Annotated in this window: 21 protein-coding genes and 1 riboswitch; of the genes, 14 read left to right on the forward strand and 7 right to left on the reverse strand. The window is 52.8% G+C overall.

Going from position 1 to position 21,786, the window contains the following annotated elements; translation table 11 throughout:
* Nucleotides 1–112: 112 nt before the first annotated feature.
* Nucleotides 113–1,063 carry a CysB family HTH-type transcriptional regulator gene (locus HMPREF3277_RS02325; RefSeq protein WP_003759222.1) on the reverse strand — a complete coding sequence of 317 codons (951 nt, stop codon included), beginning with the start codon at nucleotides 1,061–1,063 and terminating at the stop codon, nucleotides 113–115.
* Nucleotides 1,064–1,504: 441 nt separating this feature from the next.
* Here HMPREF3277_RS02325 and HMPREF3277_RS02330 point away from each other — a divergent pair, with 441 nt between their 5' ends.
* Nucleotides 1,505–2,266, forward strand: a complete 762-nt coding sequence (locus tag HMPREF3277_RS02330; protein ID WP_070869921.1) for an OmpA family protein — start codon at nucleotides 1,505–1,507, stop codon at nucleotides 2,264–2,266.
* 354 nt (nucleotides 2,267–2,620) lie between these two features.
* Here the strand turns inward: HMPREF3277_RS02330 and HMPREF3277_RS15565 are convergent, their stop codons facing one another.
* Nucleotides 2,621–3,442: a transferrin-binding protein-like solute binding protein gene (locus tag HMPREF3277_RS15565; RefSeq protein ID WP_246830749.1), complete on the reverse strand. Its 822-nt coding sequence runs from the start codon at nucleotides 3,440–3,442 to the stop codon at nucleotides 2,621–2,623.
* Nucleotides 3,443–3,746: 304 nt separating this feature from the next.
* On the opposite strand from HMPREF3277_RS15565, the gene pyrE reads away from it, so the two are divergent.
* The 3 genes from pyrE (at nucleotide 3,747) to argA (ending at nucleotide 6,289) form a co-directional block, all read left to right on the forward strand.
* Nucleotides 3,747–4,388, forward strand: a complete 642-nt coding sequence (pyrE, locus tag HMPREF3277_RS02340) for an orotate phosphoribosyltransferase (protein WP_003741470.1) — start codon at nucleotides 3,747–3,749, stop codon at nucleotides 4,386–4,388.
* A gap of 111 nt (nucleotides 4,389–4,499) precedes the next feature.
* Entirely contained in the window at nucleotides 4,500–4,985 is a 486-nt protein-coding gene (locus tag HMPREF3277_RS02345; RefSeq protein WP_003759233.1) for an MJ0042-type zinc finger domain-containing protein, read from the forward strand.
* Nucleotides 4,982–6,289: an amino-acid N-acetyltransferase gene (gene argA / locus HMPREF3277_RS02350; RefSeq protein ID WP_070869923.1), complete on the forward strand. Its 1,308-nt coding sequence runs from the start codon at nucleotides 4,982–4,984 to the stop codon at nucleotides 6,287–6,289. Before HMPREF3277_RS02345 ends, argA begins: the two co-directional genes overlap by 4 nt.
* A gap of 45 nt (nucleotides 6,290–6,334) precedes the next feature.
* Here argA and HMPREF3277_RS13395 read toward each other — a convergent pair whose 3' ends face one another.
* The 4 genes from HMPREF3277_RS13395 to HMPREF3277_RS02365 all read right to left on the reverse strand — a co-directional run bounded on the left by HMPREF3277_RS13395 (nucleotide 6,335) and on the right by HMPREF3277_RS02365 (nucleotide 8,684).
* A complete protein-coding gene (locus HMPREF3277_RS13395) occupies nucleotides 6,335–6,490 on the reverse strand; it encodes a pyrazinamidase/nicotinamidase (RefSeq protein ID WP_246830750.1) in 156 nt (51 codons plus the stop codon).
* A complete protein-coding gene (locus tag HMPREF3277_RS02355) occupies nucleotides 6,487–7,110 on the reverse strand; it encodes a TIGR01621 family pseudouridine synthase (protein WP_070869924.1) in 624 nt (207 codons plus the stop codon). Before HMPREF3277_RS02355 ends, HMPREF3277_RS13395 begins: the two co-directional genes overlap by 4 nt.
* Before the next feature lie 10 nt (nucleotides 7,111–7,120).
* Entirely contained in the window at nucleotides 7,121–7,693 is a 573-nt protein-coding gene (locus tag HMPREF3277_RS02360; protein WP_009310986.1) for a TMEM165/GDT1 family protein, read from the reverse strand.
* Between the two features lie 337 nt (nucleotides 7,694–8,030).
* Nucleotides 8,031–8,684, reverse strand: a complete 654-nt coding sequence (locus HMPREF3277_RS02365) for a hypothetical protein (protein WP_009310985.1) — start codon at nucleotides 8,682–8,684, stop codon at nucleotides 8,031–8,033.
* 401 nt (nucleotides 8,685–9,085) lie between these two features.
* Here HMPREF3277_RS02365 and HMPREF3277_RS02370 point away from each other — a divergent pair, with 401 nt between their 5' ends.
* The 7 genes from HMPREF3277_RS02370 (at nucleotide 9,086) to HMPREF3277_RS02400 (ending at nucleotide 17,477) form a co-directional block, all read left to right on the forward strand.
* The gene (locus HMPREF3277_RS02370; protein WP_070869925.1) at nucleotides 9,086–10,513 is read left to right on the forward strand and encodes an alanine/glycine:cation symporter family protein; all 1,428 of its coding nucleotides are present in this window, start codon (nucleotides 9,086–9,088) and stop codon (nucleotides 10,511–10,513) included.
* A 234-nt stretch (nucleotides 10,514–10,747) separates the two neighbouring features.
* The gene (locus tag HMPREF3277_RS02375; RefSeq protein WP_070869926.1) at nucleotides 10,748–11,893 is read left to right on the forward strand and encodes an FUSC family protein; all 1,146 of its coding nucleotides are present in this window, start codon (nucleotides 10,748–10,750) and stop codon (nucleotides 11,891–11,893) included.
* A gap of 213 nt (nucleotides 11,894–12,106) precedes the next feature.
* Complete coding sequence (locus HMPREF3277_RS02380; RefSeq protein ID WP_070869927.1) at nucleotides 12,107–12,775, forward strand: DNA alkylation repair protein; 669 nt, start codon at nucleotides 12,107–12,109, stop codon at nucleotides 12,773–12,775.
* 162 nt (nucleotides 12,776–12,937) lie between these two features.
* Nucleotides 12,938–13,354: a hypothetical protein gene (locus HMPREF3277_RS02385; RefSeq protein ID WP_241429733.1), complete on the forward strand. Its 417-nt coding sequence runs from the start codon at nucleotides 12,938–12,940 to the stop codon at nucleotides 13,352–13,354.
* Between the two features lie 146 nt (nucleotides 13,355–13,500).
* Nucleotides 13,501–16,068 carry a DUF4132 domain-containing protein gene (locus HMPREF3277_RS02390; protein WP_070869928.1) on the forward strand — a complete coding sequence of 856 codons (2,568 nt, stop codon included), beginning with the start codon at nucleotides 13,501–13,503 and terminating at the stop codon, nucleotides 16,066–16,068.
* Nucleotides 16,069–16,350: 282 nt separating this feature from the next.
* Nucleotides 16,351–16,965: a hypothetical protein gene (locus HMPREF3277_RS02395; RefSeq protein ID WP_070869939.1), complete on the forward strand. Its 615-nt coding sequence runs from the start codon at nucleotides 16,351–16,353 to the stop codon at nucleotides 16,963–16,965.
* Between the two features lie 101 nt (nucleotides 16,966–17,066).
* Nucleotides 17,067–17,477: a hypothetical protein gene (locus HMPREF3277_RS02400; protein ID WP_070869929.1), complete on the forward strand. Its 411-nt coding sequence runs from the start codon at nucleotides 17,067–17,069 to the stop codon at nucleotides 17,475–17,477.
* An 87-nt stretch (nucleotides 17,478–17,564) separates the two neighbouring features.
* Here the strand turns inward: HMPREF3277_RS02400 and HMPREF3277_RS02405 are convergent, their stop codons facing one another.
* Nucleotides 17,565–18,308 (reverse strand): PP2C family protein-serine/threonine phosphatase, encoded by a 744-nt coding sequence (locus tag HMPREF3277_RS02405; RefSeq protein ID WP_070869930.1) that lies wholly within the window; start codon nucleotides 18,306–18,308, stop codon nucleotides 17,565–17,567.
* A gap of 244 nt (nucleotides 18,309–18,552) precedes the next feature.
* Nucleotides 18,553–18,662, forward strand: a riboswitch (TPP riboswitch).
* A 106-nt stretch (nucleotides 18,663–18,768) separates the two neighbouring features.
* Between HMPREF3277_RS02405 and HMPREF3277_RS02410 the strand changes: the two genes are divergently transcribed.
* The 3 genes from HMPREF3277_RS02410 (at nucleotide 18,769) to thiE (ending at nucleotide 21,737) form a co-directional block, all read left to right on the forward strand.
* Entirely contained in the window at nucleotides 18,769–19,863 is a 1,095-nt protein-coding gene (locus HMPREF3277_RS02410) for an FAD-dependent oxidoreductase (protein ID WP_070869931.1), read from the forward strand.
* Between the two features lie 140 nt (nucleotides 19,864–20,003).
* On the forward strand, nucleotides 20,004–21,071 hold the full coding sequence (locus HMPREF3277_RS02415) for a WG repeat-containing protein (RefSeq protein WP_070869932.1): 1,068 nt from the start codon (nucleotides 20,004–20,006) through the stop codon (nucleotides 21,069–21,071).
* A 48-nt stretch (nucleotides 21,072–21,119) separates the two neighbouring features.
* Nucleotides 21,120–21,737 carry a thiamine phosphate synthase gene (gene thiE / locus HMPREF3277_RS02420; RefSeq protein WP_070869933.1) on the forward strand — a complete coding sequence of 206 codons (618 nt, stop codon included), beginning with the start codon at nucleotides 21,120–21,122 and terminating at the stop codon, nucleotides 21,735–21,737.
* Nucleotides 21,738–21,786 lie beyond the last annotated feature (49 nt).

A 21,786-nucleotide genomic window follows, 5' to 3' on the forward strand; every position in this document is an offset into this window, starting at 1 on the left:
GCCTGCGCTTAAGACATTGAATTTCAAAGCACCCGGCCAATATCAACCGCACTAAAAAAGGTCGTCTGAAAAACATTTCTGCTTTTCAGACGACCTCTTGCCATATCCAAATTCAAATAGAGAAATCTTCGACCACCGGCGTATAAAGAATACGGTCCACCACATCCCGCGTCAGCTTCGGCGAGAACATTTCGATAAAATCGTAGGTATAACCGCGAAGATAAGTATCCGAGCGTACTGCAATCCAAATGGGCGAAGGCTCAAACAGATGCGCCGCATCGACCAATTCCAAATCCGCATCCTTCTCCGGATCAAATGCCATCTTCGCCATCAACCCGACCCCAAGCCCCAGTCGGACATAAGTCTTCAAAACATCCGTATCCGCTGCCGACAACACCACATCCGGATTATCCAAATGCGCCTTATTAAAAGCACGCGCAATACTGCTGCCCTGATTAAATGCAAATTCGTAAGTAATCAGGGGAAACGAAGCCAAATCCTCAATACTTAAAGGATTCATACATTCCAACAAAGGATGCTCTTTCGGCACGATGACCGCATGGTTCCATTCATCACACGTCAACTTGCTCAGTTCGGGATGATCGTCAATCCGCTCCGTCACAATCGCAATATCCGCCTCACCATTGCTGACCATTTGCGCAATAGCAGCAGGACTCCCCTGCTTGATCGTCAGATTGACCCTCGGATAACGCTTCACAAAATCCGCCACAATCAAAGGCAGCGCATAGCGTGCCTGCGTATGCGTCGTCGCAATCGTCAGAGCACCGCTGTCGTGATCGGTAAACTCGCTGCCGATATTCTTAATATTTTGGACATCGCGCAAAATCCGTTCCGAAATTTCCAACACCGCCTTACCCGGCTGGGAAACAGACACCACACGCTTGCCGCTGCGTATAAAAATCTGCACCCCCAGTTCTTCTTCCAAAAGGCGGATTTGCTTGGAAATACCCGGTTGCGAAGTAAATAGCGCATCCGCAGCCTCAGATACATTCAAATTATGGCGGTACACCTCCAACGCATACCGCAATTGCTGTAATTTCATAGGTAGTCCGGTTGTATTGTGTTTGTATGTTTTATACGACAAGCGGCACATAATTTAACATATTTTGCCGGATTTGTCGGACATCCAAAAAACGCACAAGGAAGTTTTTGTTTTCAATAAAACTATACATATAAACTATGAAAACCGTCTTTACAGCACGCAAACTCTTGTTGCGTTTCCGCAACTGCAAATAGAAACAGACCCGAATTTCCTGATAAATAAATGACACAAGCTTGATTTTTAGGCATGATTCACTATTAGGAGGCAAGCAGTTTCATGTTTTTATCAAGGCATCGAGTATTGACAGTCTGTGCCATGCTTCTTTATAGTGCAAACTGATATATCCGATTTGCCGCTGTTTTATGCTGCGGCCTGTATATTGGTAATTTGCTGCGGCTGCTTCCTGTATCCGCCGCATAACAATTTTGATGAGGGAATAAAATGACCAAACAGCTGAAATTAAGCGCATTGTTCGTTGCATTGGTTGCTTCAGGCACTGCAATGGCAAGTGAAGCGCACACCAAACACGGCTACACCGTAAGCAGCCAATCTCAAGAAGTCGTCCGTAACAACTACGGCGAGTGCTGGAAAAACAGCTACTTCGACAAAGAAACCCAAGGTCGTGTCGAATGTGGTGACCGCGAAGCGGTAGCCGCAGTTCAACAAGCTCCCGAATACGTTGACGAAACTGTTTCCCTGTCTGCGAAAACCCTGTTCGGCTTCGACAAAGACATCCTGCGTCCTGAAGCTCAAGAAAACCTGAACAGCCTGGCTCAACGCCTGAGCAACGAAAACGTACAAACCGTACGTATCGAAGGTCATACCGACTTCATGGGTTCTGAAGAGTACAACCAAAACCTGTCTGAGCGTCGTGCCAACGTAGTGGCCAACTACTTGGTAGGTCGTGGCGTTCCTTCCAGCAAAGTTTCCGCTACAGGTCTTGGCGAGTCTCAAGCTCAAATGACTGCTACTTGTGAAGCAGAAGTAGCAAAACTGGGCAAAAAAGTATCCAAAGCCAAAAAACGCGCTGCTTTGATCGCATGTATCGAGCCTGACCGTCGCGTTGATGTGAAAATCCACAGCACTGTTACCAAACAAGTTGCCCCGGGTCAAACAATTGAAGGTCAAGGCGAACGTCCTGCAGTGGATGAAGGCTGGATTCCTTCTCCATACAACGGCGTACACGGCTACGCTAAGCCTTAATCGAAACATCCCAGAAACCCCGCTTCCCTGCGGGGTTTTTATTTTGTCGGATTAACGTTGATACAAAGGTCGTCTGAAAAATCGAGATTTGGCTTCTTTTCACTTTGCCACAACTCCCCCTTCAGACGACCTAGATTTTCCTCATGAATCCTTTTCTACCTCTTCTCTTCTCGATCAATCTATCTGATAGAAGCTGAGAATTTCGGTATCAACCTGCCATATATCGCCGTCACCATTTGACACAGATAATAGCCAAATACAAAAAATTAAAAAGCGTACAAAAGCAAAAGGTCGTCTGAAACCAGAAAACCTGTTTTCAGACGACCTTTATTTGCAATACCGTTTACCGGAAGATTATTTCTTCGAGCCGACGAATGCGCCTACCGTATTGCCGCTAGAGAATCCGCCTGCAACTTCCGCTGCATTTTTGCCAAAGAAACCGCCTTTGACTTGGGTCGCACCGGATTGTTCAAACTTGTTGCCGCTAATTTGGGCATTAACAGCAATGTTGTCGCCAAATTTAGCATCACGAGAGATAGTGCCTGTTAATTTTTTACTGTCAAAATTGGCAGTCAACTCTGTGCGGGTAATATCGTAATTTGCGCCGCTATGCATAGAGGCAACGCTGGTGCTGTAATGAACTTGTCCTTTAGGCAGCTCGGCTGCGGGCGTAAAGTGTCCGCTGAAGAAAGCTTGTTTTTTGCCGTTAACTTCCAACACGCCGGCAGTAGCGTTTGCTGAAGCGGTATTGACCAAGAATTTCTGTACGGATTTCGGCTCGCCGGATGCAATTCCTGAAATAAAACCAGGGACTTTGCCTTTCCAATTATTCAAAGAAACACCGCCGCTTTGGGTCAAGTCGAAATCCACACCGTCAACGCGGATGTGTTTGATATTGCTATTATCGATGGCAATGCTGTTACCGCCAACTGTTTGCTGTGCAGCGGTAGGAACCGCCGGAGTAGCAGGAGTTTTAGGAGCAGTAGGCGTTTTACCCGTCTCAGGTTTTGCAGGAGTTGTCGTTGATGGGGGAGTTGCAGGCTTCTGCGACGTTGATGGGTTGCTTGGACCTGCGTTAGGCGTAGATTGTGAAGAAGGAGTGGAATTTCCACCACCGCCCCCGCCTCCGCAGGCAGCCAAAGTTGCTGTACAAATCAATGCAAGTACTTTTTTCATGTCGTATCATCCTTTTTTAAATTGAATCTCGAAGTTTCTGTATTCGGGAACAAGTCTTGATTGTGCTTGCGATGCACCTGAATCAATGACTTAGACATTTTATACTAAAAAGATAAGCCGACCTATATGTAATAGTTAATTCAAGTAAATTTACAAACAAAATATAACTAAATTATGACTAAGTTAACAATTTATTGGCAGGAACCGCATCAAATCAACTCACTTTTTCAGACGACCTGCATTTTCCTCATGAATCCTTTATAATCTCTTCCTTTATAAATCAATATCTTTCGAAAGAAGCAAAATGTCCGATTTCCGTCAAGATTTCCTCAAGTTTGCGCTGGCGCAGAATGTATTGAAATTCGGTGAATTCACGACCAAGGCAGGCCGTCAGTCGCCTTATTTTTTCAACGCCGGACTGTTTAACGACGGCGCATCGACGCTGCAACTGGCGAAGTTTTATGCGCAGGCGATTATCGAGAGCGGCGTAAAATTCGACATGCTGTTCGGCCCGGCTTACAAAGGCATTATTTTGGCGGCGGCAACTGCGATGATGCTGGCGGAAAAGGGCGTGAACGTGCCGTTTGCCTACAACCGCAAGGAAGCCAAAGACCACGGCGAAGGCGGCGTATTGGTCGGTGCGCCGCTCAAAGGCCGCGTATTGATTATCGACGACGTGATTTCTGCGGGAACATCTGTGCGCGAATCGGTCAAACTGATTGAGGCGGAAGGCGCAACGCCCGCCGCCGTCGCCATCGCGCTCGACCGCATGGAAAAAGGCACGGGCGAATTGTCCGCCGTTCAGGAAGTGGAAAAACAATACGGCTTGCCCGTCGTCGCCATTGCCAATCTGAACGACCTGTTCACGCTCCTGCAAAACAATGCGGAATTCGGCGGCTTCCTCGAGCCGGTCAGAGCCTACCGCGAACGCTACGGCGTTGCCTAAAATACGATATACAAAAGGTCGTCTGAAGACGGACAATCCCTTTTCAGACGACCCACCCAAATCAAACACACATTAAAACAACACATCCCACACTTTACACGGAAAACCCCTATGCCCGCCTGTATCTGCCCACACTGCAAAACCTCACTTTGGGTCAAAGACACCCAGCTCAACGTTGCACAAGGCTTTGTCGTTTGCAATAAATGCGAAGGCCTGTTCAAAGCCAAAGACAGCCTGGCGCCGTCTTCCGCCCCCGCCAATCCCGACACGCTGCCCAATGCCGTTACCGATGTCCGCCTCGTACACGACATGGGCGGCAACATCCGCAACCGCAAACAACTCTCCCGCCACGAAATCGCCAGCCTGCTCGACAGCGCCGAACGCGCCAAAAAAGCCAAAGAAGAGGCGGCACGGCGTACCGAAGAGGAAAAGCGTCGGGCAGAAGAAGAAAAACGGCGGACTGAAGAGTTCCAAGCCCTGATGGCGGCAGCCGCTGCCAAACCCGCCAAATCCGAAGAAGGCTTCAACTGGACGCTGGCGGTACTGGTTGCGCTGACCGTCCTCATTATGCAGCTTTTCTATCTGGTCTTGCTATGAACACATCTCCGGGTTTTGTCGCCGATTTTCGCGAAGCCGCGCCCTATATCCACTACCTGCGCGGCAAAACACTGGTTATCGGCATCACCGACAGCCTGCTCGAAGGCGACACCCTGAACCGGCTCGCCGCCGATTTCCATCTGCTCGCCGGCTTGGGCGTGCGGCTCGTGTTGGTACACGGCACGCGCCATTTCCTCAACCGCCTCGCCGCCGACAGACAATTCGTTCCGCAATACCACCGCAACCGCCGCATTACTGACGACGCCACCCTGCGCGACGCCAAGCAGGCGGTCGGCATGATACGCAGCGACATCGAAGCCGCCCTGTGCAGCAGCGCATCCGCCCCCTTGCGCAACAAACCGATTCCCACCGCTTCGGGCAATTTCCTCACCGCCCGCCCGCTCGGCGTCATTGACGGCATAGACATGGGCTACACCGGCATCGTCCGCAAAACCGACACCGACTCCATCAACCGCCGCCTCGACGACGGCGCCATCGTCCTCATCAGCCCGCTCGGACACTCCTACGGCGGCAAAACCTTCAACCTCAGCATGAGTGAAGCCGCCGAAGCCGTCGCCGTCGCCCTTCAAGCCGAAAAACTCGTGTACCTGACCGAAGAAGCCGGCATTTGCAACGCCGACGGCGTCCTCATGTCCACCCTGTCCTCAGGCGAAGTCTGCCACCTGATAGAAACCGCAAACAACGTTCCCGTGCGCCTGCTCCAAGCCGCCGTCAACGCCGTCGAAAACGGCGTCAGCCGCGTTCAAATCCTCAGCGGACGCGAAGACGGCGGACTGTTGCGCGAACTCTTCACCCGAGAAGGCTGCGGCACCGCCATCGCCCGCGATTCCTTCGTCTCCATCCGCCAAGCCCACAGCCGCGACATCCCCCGCATCATCGCCCTGATACGCCCGCTGGAAGAACAAGGCATCCTGCTGCACCGCAGCCGCGAATATCTCGAAAACCACATCTCCGGCTTCTCCGTTCTCGAACACGACCGCAACATCTACGGTTGCGTCGCCCTCAAAACTTTCGACGCCCCCGAAATCGGCGAACTCGCCTGCCTCGTCGTCTCCCCCGAAGCCCGCGACGGCGGCTACGGCGAAATGCTGCTCGACCACCTCTTCCAAAAAGCCCGCGCCATGGGCATCCGCCGCCTGTTCGCCCTCTCCACCCACACAGGCGAATGGTTTGCCGAACGCGGTTTTCAGACGACCTCTCCCGACGCATTACCCGAAGAACGCCGCCGCGACTACCTCGCCAACGGCCGCAATTCGCAAGTATTCGTCCGAGAGTTGGCTTAAGCGGGATTCAAACCCAAGGTCGTCTGAAACTGCCGACGACCTTGTTTAACGCACCCAAACATCAAACATGACTGAAAAAATAAGCCTGACGGTTTGCCGCCCTCTTTCATGAAGAGAAGACGACAAACCGTCAGGCTTACGTTTTGAAAAACTAAAAAGAAAACGCTGTTGCAGCAGGTTTTCAGGCGGCTTGATGTTCACAAAAAATCGATATTCCTAAACGGCCATTCCTCACTCAAAGACGCGACAATTTCAAACGTCTGACCTTGATAGTCGAATTTGATTTTCCACGCATGAAGGAACATCCTCGATGCAGGCTTCCCGCCGTAGAGCGTATCGCCCAAAATCGGACTGCCTAAGCTTTTCATGGCGACACGGAGTTGATGGGTTTTACCCGTATGCGGATGCAGGACGAACAGGCGCAGGCCGGGTTCTAAACTGTGGCTGCAAAATTCGGTCACGGCGGGATTTTCCATGCTGCGCGTCAGTTTCCATGCGCCGCGCCGCGATTTTTCCATATCGCCTTTGATCCAACCTTGCTTCTTAGACGGCTTGTCCGTTGCCAGCGCCAAATAAGTTTTACGCATGGTTTTGGCAGCAAATTGCTGCGCCAACTCCGACGCGCTTTGCGGGTTCAGGGCAAACAGCAGCACGCCGCTGGTCAGCTTGTCCAAGCGGTGCAGCAGCCAAACCTGCTCAAGACCGAGCTGCGCCGCCAGCGTCTGCGTCAGGCTGACTGCGCCCTCTTCCTGATGCACGGATACGCCGCAAGGTTTGTTGACGGCAACAAAATCCGGATGTCTGAATAAGATTTCCCACATTTCAGACGACCTATTTCAACATAATGCCGCCGCCCGCCAAAGTGATGACGCCTAATACGCAAAACAGTACGCAGGCGGAAATCCGCACGGCTTTGGCGGGGATTTTTTTCATCAGCATATCGCCCAGATAAACCACTGGGACAGTTGCCAACATCAATCCGGCAACGCTGCCGAGTACGACCATGGATAAGGATTGGTATTTTGCCGCCAGCAAGACCGTGGCAATTTGGGTTTTGTCGCCGATTTCCGCCATGAAAAACAGGAAAACCGTCGCTCCAAACGCACCGTATTTGAGCCAACGGCTGTCGGGGTTTTCATCTTTATCAGGCAGGAGCAGCCACAAGCCGACCGCGATGAAGCTGATGCCGACCGCCCATTTGACGGTATCGGGGGAAACGGTTTCCGCCAGCCATACGCCGACAAATGCGGAGACCAAATGATTCAGTAAAGTGGCAATGAAGATGCCGGAGACTACCGCGTTTTTCTGGGCGAAACGTGCGGCAAGGAAAAGAGCGAGCAGTTGCGTTTTATCGCCGATTTCGGCAATGGCAACGCCCAGTATTGAAGAGAAAAATGCTTCCATAAGATACTCAACCGAAGCGGGCAAAAACAAAAAGCGTTGCACATACCGCCCGCAAGGGTATGGACAACGCTTACGTCTTGCCTGTCTTCCTGTTGTCAGGAAGATGCCGCCACCATGACCGATCTTTGTCGAACTCGGTCAATTATGTTGATAACGGCTCTGATTGTCAGTGAAAATCAGATGGCTACTCCCGTAAGAGTGTGCGCATTATAAAGAGGTTGGCACGTAAAGACAATCATAAAGGTCGTCTGAAACGGCTTTCATTTTCCAGAAGCTATTTTTACCTGCTTCGCAAAAATGCGTTTCAGACGACCTTTGGTGTCAGACTCAGCCAGCATCAATACAATAATTTGCTGGGTTTGTGTTCGGCTTCGGACAGCTCGACCGCGTTGAGCAGGCTTAAATCCAAAGATGTTTCGGAGATACAGGTTTCGCCGAACACATTGCAATACGTCATGACGAGCTTCATGATGCCGCCGAATTTTTTCTCCGGCAGACTTGCCGACAGCTCGCGGATATCGCCAAAGACGCTGCCGTACACTTCTCCCGAAGCCAGCATATCCAAGCCGTCGCCAACGATGACCAATTTGCTGACTGCTTCAACAATAGCGCGTTCCGCCGCTTTATCAGACACGGACGACACTTGCAGGCGGATGTTTTTCGCCATGCCTTTGCCGTGGTTGCGGATAGTCAATGCCAGCATCTCCGGCTGTTCTTCCACGCTTTGCAGGGAAGCATGCAAGACGGGATGGACTTTTTCCTGCTGTATCAATTTTTCCCTGCGCAGCCATTCGTTCTTTTTCCGCGCAATGACCGAGACCGCCGTCCATGCCAACCACACCAGCGCAACGGCGCAAACCGCGGCAACAACGGGCGCCAAATCAGCAAGATAGTCTTTGGGGTTAAACCAAAGGCAGGCGGTCAGAAAGCCCGCAAAAAATATTACGACGTATAAAATCGGCGCGAAACGGCTTTGAATCGTAGCATGCATAGATTTTCCTGTTTGTGGCACAAAGGTCGTCTGAAACCGGACTGCCGCGTTTATCGCCATACAGCCGGAATTTCGGATGGCATTCTAACGTAAACCGTATTTTTCGGCGCAATTGAATAACAAGCGGTAACAGTTGGGAAATATACGGCACTTTGCACCCGGTTCCGAGACAGGCCCAACCCGTTTTCAGACGACCTCTTTCAGGTATTTGTCGTTTCGCACAGGAAAGCGAATCCGGCCTCACCCGCACCTAATCAAGGATTTTAATCATTGAATATCAACCAATTAGATACATTATTTCACACCGATATAAAACTTTTTCAATTTGTTGACAGTCTGTTACAATGCACTACTTCCGAACGGCGGCAAACCGTCCGTCATTCAAACTCAGAAAGGTTTTTATGGATAACAACTTTACCGAATCGCTGCACCAATTGGTTCAGAAAATCAATGATCCGATGTGGACAGGGCTGGTGTATGTCCTGTTGGGTGCAGGGCTGTTTTTCACAGTTGCCACCGGTTTCGTACAATTCCGCCTGCTCGGACGCAGTATCAAAGAGATGCTCGGCGGCCGCCAACAAGGCGATAATCCGCATGGTATTACGCCGTTTCAGGCTTTCGTTACCGGACTTGCCAGCCGCGTGGGCGTGGGCAACATCGCGGGCGTAGCGATTGCCATCAGCAGCGGCGGTCCGGGCGCGGTATTTTGGATGTGGATCACCGCATTGATCGGTATGAGTTCGGCTTTTGTCGAATCTTCACTGGCGCAGTTGTTCAAAATCCGCGATTACGACAACCATCATTTTCGCGGCGGTCCAGCTTACTATATTACCCAAGGCTTGGGTCAAAAATGGTTGGGCATCGTATTTGCATTGAGCCTGATTTTCTGCTTCGGATTCGTTTATGAAGCCGTTCAAACCAACACCATCGCCGTAACCGCCAAAGCCGCGTGGGGCTGGGACGAACATGCGGTCGGCGTCGCCTTGGTCATCATGACTGCGCCGATTATTTTCGGCGGTATCCGCCGCGTTTCCCGCTTTGCCGAAATGCTTGTTCCGCTGATGGCGACTTTATATCTGCTGATGGCACTCTACATCATCATCACCAACATCAGCCTGATTCCCCACGTCTTCGGTCAGATTTTTGACAGCGCGTTCAACTTTGAAGCAGCCGGCGGCGGCCTGCTCGGCGGCTTGATTTCGCAAACCATGATGATCGGTATCAAACGCGGCCTGTATTCCAATGAAGCAGGTCAAGGTTCTGCACCTAACGCCGCCGCGGCAGCCGAAGTCAAACACCCTGTTTCCCAAGGTATGATTCAAATGCTGGGCGTATTCGTCGATACGATTATCGTATGTTCCTGCACGGCGTTTATCGTTTTGGTTTACCAACAACCTTACGGCGATTTGAACGGCGCAGAGCTGACCCAAGCAGCGATTATCAGCCAAGTCGGTGCATGGGGCGCAGATTTCTTGGCAATCATTCTGTTTATGTTTGCCTTCTCTACCGTCATCGGCAACTATGCCTACGCCGAATCCAATGTGCAGTTCATCAAAAACCATTGGCTGCTGACCGCTTTGTTCCGTATGCTCGTTTTGGGCTGGGTGTATTTCGGCGCAGTCGCCAACGTGCCGCTGGTTTGGGATATGGCGGATATGGCAATGGGTACGATGGCATGGATCAACCTGGTCGCCATCCTACTCCTCTCTCCGCTTGCCTTCCTACTGTTGAGGGACTACACGGCGAAACTGAAAATGGGCAAAGACCCCGTCTTCAAACTTTCCGAACATCCGGGCTTGAAACGCAAAATCAAATCCGATATTTGGTAAACCCATAGCCCGGTTAAAAAGGTCGTCTGAAACACCATACAGCGTTTCAGACGACCTTTTGCCTTTTACCGAAAATATTTAATGCAATGACGGCTCGACCTTAGCTTTATCTCCCCAAACCAATCCGTTTCAGCCCTGCTGAAAATCCTTTATTCAGAAACCTGTATCTCCCTATCGATTCCCGTTACAATACCGCCCGATAAACCCAAAAATCTCAACAAGATAGCCCCAATCATGAACGCCTCACAACGCGAACGCTTCGTCAAACGCTGGCTCAACTCCTACGAACGCTACCGCTACCGCCGCCACATACACGCCGTCCGGCTCGGACTTGCCGTACTGTTTTCTACCCTGCTCGCCAAACTCCTCCACCTCCAACACGGCGAATGGATAGGCATGACCGTATTCGTCGTCCTCGGCATGCTCCAATTTCAAGGCGCGATTTACTCCAAAGCCGTCGAACGTATGCTCGGCACCGTCATCGGTTTGGGCGCAGGTCTGACCCTGTTGTGGCTCAACCAACACTACTTCCACGGCGGCATCCTCTTTTACCTGACCGTCGGCACCGCCAGCGCGGCCGCAGGCTGGGGTGCGGTCGGCAAAAACGGTTACGTCCCCATGCTTGCCGGACTGACCATGTGCATGCTTATCGGCGACAACAGCAACAACTGGCTAGACAGCGGCCTCATGCGCGCCATGAACGTCCTCATCGGCGCCGCCATCGCCATCGTCGCCGCCAAACTATTGCCCTTGCGTTCCACCCTCATGTGGCGGTTTATGCTTGCCGACAACCTGACCGAATGCGGCAAAATGATTGCCGAAATCAGCAACGGCAAACGCATGACCCGCGAGCGGCTGGAGCAAAACATGGTCAAAATGCGCCAAATCAACGCCCGCATGGTCAAAAGCCGCAGCCACCTCGCCGCCACCTCGGGCGAAAGCCACATCAGCTCCGCCATGATGGAAGCCATGCAGCACGCCCACCGCAAAATCGTTAACACCCCCGAGCTGCTCCTCACCACCGCCGCCAAGCTGCAAGCCCCCACCCTCAACGAACACGAAATCCGCCTCCTCGACCGCCATTTCAACCGCCTCCAACGCGACCTGCGCCTGACCGTCCGCCTCATCAAAGGCCACTACGCCCGCCGCATCCGCATCGACACCTCCATCAATCCCGAGCTGGGCAAACTCGCCGCCCGCCTCCATTACGAATGGCAGGGCTTCCTCTGGCTCAGCACCAATATGCGCAACGAAATCTCCGCACTCGTCATCCTCCTGCAACGCAGCCGCCGCAAGTGGCTGGACAAACACGAACTCCAACGCCTGCGCGAACACCTGCGCGAAACCCGCGAAGGCGATTTGGAAGAAGAGGTCGTCTGAAAACAAATCCTTTCAAAGAACCCGCCATATCAAAGAAAAACAGAAAACAGATTCAGCCAGACAACCCGCCAAGATTTTTCGAGAAGCGCTGCACCCACATTTAGGATGAAAATGTTTCCGCAAAAAAACCAGCGCGGCGAAAGAGAAGCAGAACAAAGACCAAGATTTCAGACGACCCCAAACCCTGCCATCTCCTGCAAAAAGGAAAAACGTATGGACTACCCCGCCCTGCTCGCCGTCCTGCAACAACACGCCAACCCCGAACGCGCCGTGCCGATGCAGGCATACATGAAACACCGCTTTACCTATTTCGGCATCGGCAAACCCCAGCTTGCCCGCCTGTGCAGCCCGTTTTTCAAAGGCGCCGCCAAACAGCCGGTCGATTGGGATTTCGTGCGCCGCTGCTGGGACGACCCGAACCGCGAATTGCAATACGCCGCGCTCGAATACCTGAAAAAAATGCAGAAGCACCTGACCCCGCAGGACATCCCGCGTTTGCAAACGCTGATTACCGAAAAATCATGGTGGGACAGCGCCGACGTACTCGATCGTATTGTCGGCGACATTGCCCTGCGCCACCCCGAAGTCAACACCGTCCTATTAGCATGGAGCACGGACGACAACATCTGGCTGCGCCGCGTCGCCATCGACCACCAACTGCTCCGCAAACAACGCACCGACACCGCGCTACTGGAAAAAATCATCTGCAACAATCTGGGGCAAAAAGAATTTTTCATCAACAAATCCATAGGCTGGGCATTGCGCGATTACAGCAAAACCAACCCCGAATGGGTACAAGGCTTTATCAACCGACACCGGCACAAAATGGCCAAACTGAGCTTGCGCGAAGCAAGTAAATACCTGCCGCCAAAGGTCGTCTGAAAACGTGAGCTTCAACGAAGTTAAACAAAGTTCCTACATAACTAAAATGTAAATAGCATCCTGCACTTACCTCTATCAAAGTGCAGGATGTTTTGTTTCAGGCTGCCTGAAACGCCCAAAAAACAGTATGATTCATTTGTTTTCTGTTTGGAGGAGTCATCCATGATTGCAGCTACCATCACCATCCAAGACCAAAACCTCGCCGGCAAAGTGCTGCACGAGCTGTTTTTGAAGTTCCGAACCAACCACATCAGCGCGGCGGAGCTGATTGCCGAACGCGTACGGCAGGAAGTCGCCGCCTATAACGACCGCGCCGCTGATGCCTTGCTGCGCCACAGCCTCGTTATCCCCACAGATCGCGGCGACATCGTGATTCGGGAAACGCACGGCAAAAAAGGCGCGCACCCGCAGCCTGTGGACGCGGAAAAGCAAATCGCCGTCGCCCTGAAAGCTTTTGAGCAGAACGCGTTTTTCATCCTTGCCGACAACCGCCAACTGGAAACGCTGGACGACATGGTGTACCTGCATGACGGACTGGTCGTCAATTTCATCAAACTCACGCCGCTGGTGGGCGGATAGGCAGCCTGAAAACCGCCGCGCAACGCTACCGTGCCTTTGCCGAAACCACCCGATACAGCCTGAATAGTGCGGACAAGAAAACCCTTACCGACGTTGTTCGTCTTTACCGCAAAATAACCAACACATTGATACGCAAGGAAAGTCCCATGACCCAAAACCAAACCGTGCAGATTTCCGACAGTCGCCGTGCCGAGTTCAATCAGCTTCTCGACGTACTGCAAAAGGAATGGCGCCAAAAATGTTTGAACGAATACGACACGATAAATCTGAAACTCTGCCCCAGCTTTGCCGAAGTGGAGAAAGCCGCGCCCGAATACCGTGTCGATTTCCTTATCCACTGCATTGATTTGATACGCGGCTGGGGGCGAAATAAAGTTTTTAACAACAAAGGCAGTGACAGGATACACAATTACGGCACCACCCGTGCGGCGGTGGCGATGGCTCTAGCGCGCAAAACGCTGCCGATGACAGAGCAGGATGTGCAGCGCATTTTTGCCGCCATGCTGGACGACAACGGGCTGTCCGAACGACAGGCAGATGACTATCCGCTCAAATATCTGATCAACCAAATCAAAAAACAGTTTCCCAATCCGAGCGAAACGCTTTCGGAATGCCTGAAAAACGCCTGCGACCGTTACCGCATCTTTGCGGAACACCTGTGGGACAAGAAAGCCGCTACCGCCAACCTTGCCGCTCTGGCGGAACTGGCAGGCGGTTCTGCTGAAGCCTGCTTCCCCGCCCAAGACGACGAGCTTGCCCAGTACGCCAATCCGCAGCTTGCCGCGCTGCCACCGGAACAGCAGGACGTATGGAGCAAGATCATTGCGCTTGCCCTATCCGCCAATGCGGGCAAGCCAAGCGAAAAATACCTGAAAGAAGCCAAAACGCTGATTGACACTCTGGGGGCGGACAGGTTCAAAAAGATGCTGCACGGCTGGATAGAATTTGTCTACGGTAATGAAGAAGTACGTATTGAAACCTTTACCCACGAATACAGAGGCGGCTCATACAACTACGACACCCATGTCCTGCCCGTTTGCAGCATCAACCAGACCGTGCTCAAAGGGCTGGTGTGGATGTGCAGCCATTTCCACGACAGCGCCACCCTGTCCGCTCTTACCCAGCTTGCGCTGCATTCATACGACAAAATCCCCAATCTCGGCGCGCGCTATGCTGCTATGGGCAACGCCTGCTTCTACGCGCTGTTCCGCTCCAAAGGGCTGGACGGCATCGCCTGCCTTTCACGCCTGCGCCTGCGGATTAAGTTCAGCAACGTGCAAAGCGCGATTGCCAAATATTTGGACGAAGCCGCTGCGCAGCGGGGCGTATCCCGCAACGAAATCGAAGACATGGCGGTGGACAGCTTCGGCTTGCAGGAAGGCTGCCGTGACTACGACTTCGGCGGCTACACCTGCCGTCTGGCGGTAACGGGCGTAGGCAAGTCCGAACTGCGCTGGTTCAAACCCGACGGCTCGCCGCAGAAAACCGTACCCGCCTTCGTGAAAACCGACCATGCCGACAAACTGAAAAAGCTCAAAGCCACACAAAAAAACCTCAACACCACGCTCACCGCCCAACGCGACCGCTTGGACCAAATGATGCGCTCCGAACACCGCGTACCGCTGGAACACGCCGAACAGTATTACTGGCAACACGGACTGATGTCCTGCCTCACGCGCCCGCTAATATGGCAGTTTTTCCGCGACGAAAACGATACGCAGGGTCGCGCTGCATTGTGGTTGGATGGAACATGGGTGGACGAAACGGGCGCGCAAACCGATGTTTCAGACTGCCTGCAAATCAGCTTGTGGCATCCCGCGCTTGCCACGCAGCAAAGCATCGCCCAGTGGCGTCAACTGCTGTTGGACAAAGAAATCCGCCAGCCGCTGAAACAGGCATATCGTGAAATCTATCTGCTCACAGAAGCCGAAATCAACACCAAAACATACAGCAACCGTTTTGCCGCCCACATCCTGAAACAACACCAATACATGACACTTGCCAAAGGACGCGGCTGGAGAGGCTCGCTGGCCGGCGCGTGGGACGGAGGCGACGATGCAACCGTATCGTTGGATTTACCCGAATACAACCTGCTCGCCCAATTTTGGACAAACGCGGTGGACAGCGAAGAAGCATGGACGGAAAGCTACATCTGGAAGTATGTCAGCACCGACCAAGTGCGCTTTTACCGGTTGGACGACGATTACAATGCTACCGCACTGGACTTAATTGATATTCCGCCGCGCGTGTTTTCCGAAGTGTTGCGCGACGTGGATTTGTTTGTGGGCGTGGCGAGCGTGGGCAACGACCCGACTTGGGAAGACAACGGCGGAGAGGCGCGTTTTTACAGCTACTGGCAGAGCTATTCCTTCGGCGATTTGGGCGAAGTCGCCAAAACCCGCAAAGCCGTACTGGAAACCCTGCTGCCGCGCCTGAAAATCGCCAAGGTTGCCCACATAGACGGTAACTTCCTCGTGGTACAGGGCAAACTGCGCACCTACAAAATCCACATCGGCAGCAGCAACATCCTGATGCTGCCGGACGACCAATACCTCTGCATCGTACCCGACAGCCGCAAAAAAGACGCATCCGACAAGCTGTTTATCCCGTTTGAGGGCGACAACACACTCTCGGTCGTCCTCTCCAAAGCCATGCTGCTGGCGGAAGACGACAAGATTACCGACAGCACGATTACCTCACAAATTCAGCGGTAAATTGGGACAGCCTGAAAAACGCAAATGCCTCCATCCTTGCGGTTTCAGGCTATTTTGGAACACAGGACGCGTAGGCAGCACATGCCCGCCCTACGACGAGAACACAAGGCATAGGTTGGGTTCAAACCCAACATTTTGGGAATATTTGACCGTTTTGTTGCGGTTTGAGCCGACCTGCGCTTGTTAAATATCTGCTGCCGAAGGTTGTCTGAAAAAGGCAGCCTGTCCTTCGAGTTATCAAATTTCAGACGACCCGAAACCTTCAACAACAAGGAAAAAACCATGCTTACCACCCAAGCAAAGCAACTGATGCAACAATATAAAACACAATTTATGCAGGACTGCGCCGAACTCACTCCAAAACTGACCGCCTTTATCCAAGAAATATTGCAGGGCAGGCATTGGTTTTTTTCGGATGAAAACAAAGCATTTGATCAGGCCGTGGCACTGATTATGGAATACGATTATCAGGATTTCTCTGTTTGCGGCTGGTTGCGCAACCAAAATGGCAGCTATTTAGGCGACCGCATCATAGACTTCCCCGAAGAATGCCTGCCTAAATTTGATGCAGATGTGGAAGACGAGATATACGGCTTGGTACAGGACGAGGACGAGAACGAAGAAGACGAAGAAGACGAAGAAGACGAAGAAGACGAAGAAGACGAAGTATGGGATGCTGTAGACGATTTTTACAGCGGGCTACACGAATATTTCAGCCATTGGTTTGCGAACTGCTTCCGAACAGCCGCGCAAAACACCGCCTCCACCCTGCCCGCCTATTTTTCTGTACACGACACCAACAGCTACACCAATCTTGCCACCATGCAGGAGGAACTTTGCGACGATATTGCCGAAAAATTCGGTTGGACATCGTTTTGGCAGGATGAGGCAACGTGAAATAGTCCGAAGGTCGTCTGAAAACTCAGCTTCAATACAATAAAACAGATTTTCCGAAGAAAACATAGTTTACTTTCCCATCCAACCCAACGACGAACCCCATGAAGTTTCTCAAAAAACTATGCGAACGAATTCTTGACTGGCTCGTCACCAGCAACATGGTGGGCTATGTGATATTGCTGGCCGGCTCCATTATTCTCGGACTGTTATTCGACGGGAAAATAATTCTGGATAAAGTCCTTGGCCGTGTGGATACGCCCTGGCGCCTTATTATCGGCTCATTTTTAGCGTTGGTTTCGCTCTTTGCAACTTGGCTTATTGAAGAAGGTTTAGCCGAGCAGACGTTTAAATTCAAACGGCGCGACAAATATCTGTGCGGCGCAATCGGCGGTTTGGTCAGCGCGCTACTGATCAAATGGACGTGGCAGGCAGCCTTGATGGGATTGTCGATCGGCATACTGCTGGCGGCGTTGATGAGATGGTTAAAATACTTTTTTCGAAATATGAATTGAACAGAGAATCCCTTTTCAGACGACCCTTTACCCCAATCCTTTGAAATATTCTCAAGAAACTGCATAACCGATTTTAGGATTGGTTCACTATCCTTGCCGCAGGCATACCGCTGCCGAACAATCGTCATGATAGGGAACCCTTTTTACTGCTCGGCGTAAGGCTTCCAACTTATCTAGCAAAGACGGGGAAGCGTTCCATAATGCTTCCAAGCGTTCATGAGGTAGCGCGTCGTGCAGACCGTCAGAACAAACCAAAACTGCCTCGCCTCTTTGCAGAGCAAATGAATCGGTAAAAATTTTAAAATGGGTTTCTTCGTCATCCGCTATCAGGCAGTGCGCCAAAGCATAGTACATATCGGCGTATTCCGTATCTGCCCGCGCTTCCCCCTGCTCGATTAAATCAGCCAACACCGTGTGGTCATGGCTTACCTGCCGCCAACGCCCCTCTGCCGATATATGGTAAACACGGCTGTCGCCGACATTGCAGATGCGGCACAAACCGTCCGACTCGACGACTGCCGAAGCGAAAGTCGAGGATGAGCCGACATATTCCTCGGCAAGCGTGTCGCAGAATCTGCCGTGCAACCTTCGCAGGAAACGCCCTTCCGCATCGCCCTCGCGCACGAAGGCGTCCAACCAAAACCGGCTGGCAAGATGCGCGGCAGGGCTGCTGGATACGCCGTCGGCCACTGCCAGCCGCACGGCATCATCCGCCTCGGACACGCGGGTTTTGTGCAGCCTGACCTGACGCACCGCCGTGCCGTCAAACAAGGCATCCTGATTGCGTGCTTTACCGGCACCGACCATTTGAAAATAGGCAAGCTGAAACATGGTAATCCTGACAATCCAATCCTGATTTAAATAAACCTACTTCGGCGCTTTTCGCAAAAACGGATTTCAACGCAAAGCCCCTTGTTCATTGGCGACAGTATATATCAATAATGCCGATGCGCTTCTCCCTAACGCCATTTCCCCAACCGGCCCAAACGTCTGGCAACAGGTCGTCTGAAAATACAGAAACCCATTTTTCAGACGACCTGACTTTGCCAAAGCAATCGATTTTATGTAAACTGGAAACTTCTTGTCGGAGTGCTGCTTGTTCCCGCAAACAGCTGAGACCGCATCAGCGGAATCCGTAGAACCTGTCGGGGTAATGCCTGCGTAGGAAACAAGCTGTCAAACGCCTTTTCAGGCTTCCGTTCCCTTTCCCGCATTTCCTGCCATTCGGTGGATTCCGCTCCCGTCTTATCTTTCGACTTCCCGATTGCACCATACTGCAAAGGAATCCACCATGCCCCGTATCGCCATTCTCGGCGGCGGCCTCTGCGGCCGTCTGACTGCTTTACAACTTGCAGAACAAGGTTTATCCATTGCCCTCTTTGACAAGGGCGGGCGCAAAGGCGAACACGCCGCCGCTTATGTTGCCGCCGCCATGCTCGCGCCTGCTGCGGAAGCGGTCGAGGCTACGCCCGAAGTCATCAAACTGGGCAGGCAGAGCATTCCGCTGTGGCGCAACATACGAGGTCGTCTGAAAACGCCGACCATGATGCAAGAAAACGGCAGCCTGATTGTGTGGCACGGGCAGGACAAGCCATTATCCAGCGAGTTCGTCCGCCATCTCAAACGCGGCGGCGTAGCGGATGATGAAATCGTCCGTTGGCGCGCCGATGAAATCGCCGAACGCGAACCGCAACTCGGCGGACGTTTTTCAGACGGCATCTACCTGCCGACCGAAGGCCAGCTCGACGGACGGCAAATCTTGTCTGCACTTGCCGACGCTTTGGACGGGCTGAACGTCCCTTGCCATTGGGAACACGAATGCGCCCCCGAAGACCTGCAAGCCCAATACGACTGGCTGATCGACTGCCGCGGTTACGGTGCAAAAACCGCGTGGAACCAATCCCCCGAACACACCAGCACCTTGCGCGGCATACGCGGCGAAGTGGCGCGGGTTTATACGCCCGAAATCACGCTCAACCGCCCCGTGCGCCTGCTCCATCCGCGCTATCCGCTCTACATTGCCCCAAAAGAAAACCACGTCTTCGTCATCGGCGCGACCCAAATCGAAAGCGAAAGCCAAGCCCCCGCCAGCGTACGTTCCGGGCTGGAACTCTTGTCTGCACTCTATGCCGTCCACCCTGCCTTCGGCGAAGCCGACATCCTCGAAATCGCCACCGGCCTGCGCCCAACGCTCAACCACCACAACCCCGAAATTCGTTACAGCCGCGCCCGACGCCTGATTGAAATCAACGGCCTTTTCCGCCACGGCTTCATGATTTCTCCCGCCGTAACCGCCGCCGCCGTCAGATTGGCAGTGGCACTGTTTGACGGAAAAGACGCGCCCGAACGTGATGAAGAAAGCGGTTTGGCGTATATTGAAAAATAAGTTTGAGGTCGTCTGAAAACGCCGCGGCATAGGTTTCAGAGCAAATCGGCACACCCCGACACCAGCCTGTATGAATATAATACGGCAAGGCGCGTCAACGCCAATCGTCATCAATCTACTTAATATCAGCAAGGTTTCCAATGAATCTGAAATCCCTGTATTTACTGCCTGCGCTCTTACTCGCCCACTCCGCCGCCCTTGCCGCGCCCAAGATTTCAGACGACCCCAAACCGCGTTCTGCCGAGAAAATCATTTATTTCAAACAAAACGGCAAATTCGGTGCGAAAACCACAAGCGGCAAAATCATCGTCCCTGCGCAATACCACTGCGAATTTATGTGCGAACACGTCAAACACGGCGAAACCGCCGACGGCGAGTTGCTGTTTACCGACAACAGCCGAGAAGTCCGGGGCAAAGTTGCCTATTCGCCCTTCTTCCTGCATTCGCGGCAAGGCAAGTTTTTATATCAGCCGATGATGTACGACTTGGCCGCAGACTATTTTTCGGAAGGCAAACGCCGCTATGTTTCAAAAGACGGCAAGGTCGGTTTTGCCGACCGCGCGGGCAACTTGGTCACGCCCGCCCAACACGATTGGGCAGGACCGTTTGAATACGGCTATGCCGTATTTTGCGACGGCTGCCGAGAAGTGCGCGTGGACGAAGAACACACCGCCGTACAGGGCGGCACTTGGGGCATGATGGACGCACGCGGCAATACCGTTGCCCCCAGCAACACTCGCCGCGCCGCTTCCGACATCGAACGAAACGGCAAATTTTATCCGCACCCGTTTGCCTACACCGCTGCCGAACGCGATATTTTGCAACGCATCAAGCGCTACAAAAACCTGATTGTCGGGCTGGAAGCAGTTCGCCATTCGCCATACAAAACTACCGAAGAACGCGCTGCCTACCGCTTTGAAATCGTGTCGCCACCAGTTCAAGGCTATCCGTATTACGAAATCGTCCTGTTTGACGGCAAAGGCAACACCGTTGAAGGTGAACGTTTTCTCGCCGGCGCGGACGGCAAACGGCTCTACGCCCTGCCGGTCGGAGAAGAAACACCGCAGCTACTGGAAACCCACCTGCGCCACGATATCCGCAGCACACTTGCCGAACAGCCCGAAAGACAGAAAAGCGGTCAGAACGACAATCCGTTTCGCTTGAAAGATTATCCCGAAGCAGAAGCCTTGTTGAAACGCAGGAAATGAGTTTCAGACGACCCCTATTGCTCCGTAAGAAATGAAAAAGGACACCCCATGACCTTCCCGCCCCTAAAATCCCCGCTCAAATTCTACGCTGTCGTTCCCACCGCCGATTGGGTGGAGCGCATGGTCAAAGCAGGTGCCGACACGGTGCAACTGCGCTGTAAAACCTTGTACGGCGATGAATTAAAACGCGAAATCGCCCGCTGCGTCGCCGCCTGTCGGGGCAGCCGCACGCAGCTTTTCATCAACGACCACTGGCGCGAGTCGATAGAAGTGGGCGCATACGGCGTACATCTCGGACAGGAAGACATGGACACCGCCGACCTTGCCGCCATCGCCGCCGCTGGTTTGCGTTTGGGTTTGAGTACGCACTCCGTCGCCGAACTCGACCGCGCCCTGTCCGTACATCCCAGCTACGTCGCCAGCGGCGCGATTTTCCCGACCACAACCAAGCAAATGCCCACCGCCCCGCAAGGCTTGGACAAACTGCGCGAATATGTGAAACAGGCAGGCAGCACGCCCGTCGTCGCCATCGGCGGCATCGATTTAAACAACGCCCAAGCCGTCCTTGCCACCGGCGTTTCCTCACTCGCCGTCGTCCGCGCCGTTACCGAAGCGGAAAATCCCGAAGCGGTGGTTAAAGCTTTTCAGGCTTTGTGGGATGAATAAGGTCGTCTGAAAGCCAAATTTCAGACGACCTGCTCAATTAGGATATTCG

The sequence above is a fragment of the Neisseria sp. HMSC70E02 genome (assembly GCF_001838645.1).
GTDB lineage: Bacteria > Pseudomonadota > Gammaproteobacteria > Burkholderiales > Neisseriaceae > Neisseria > Neisseria macacae.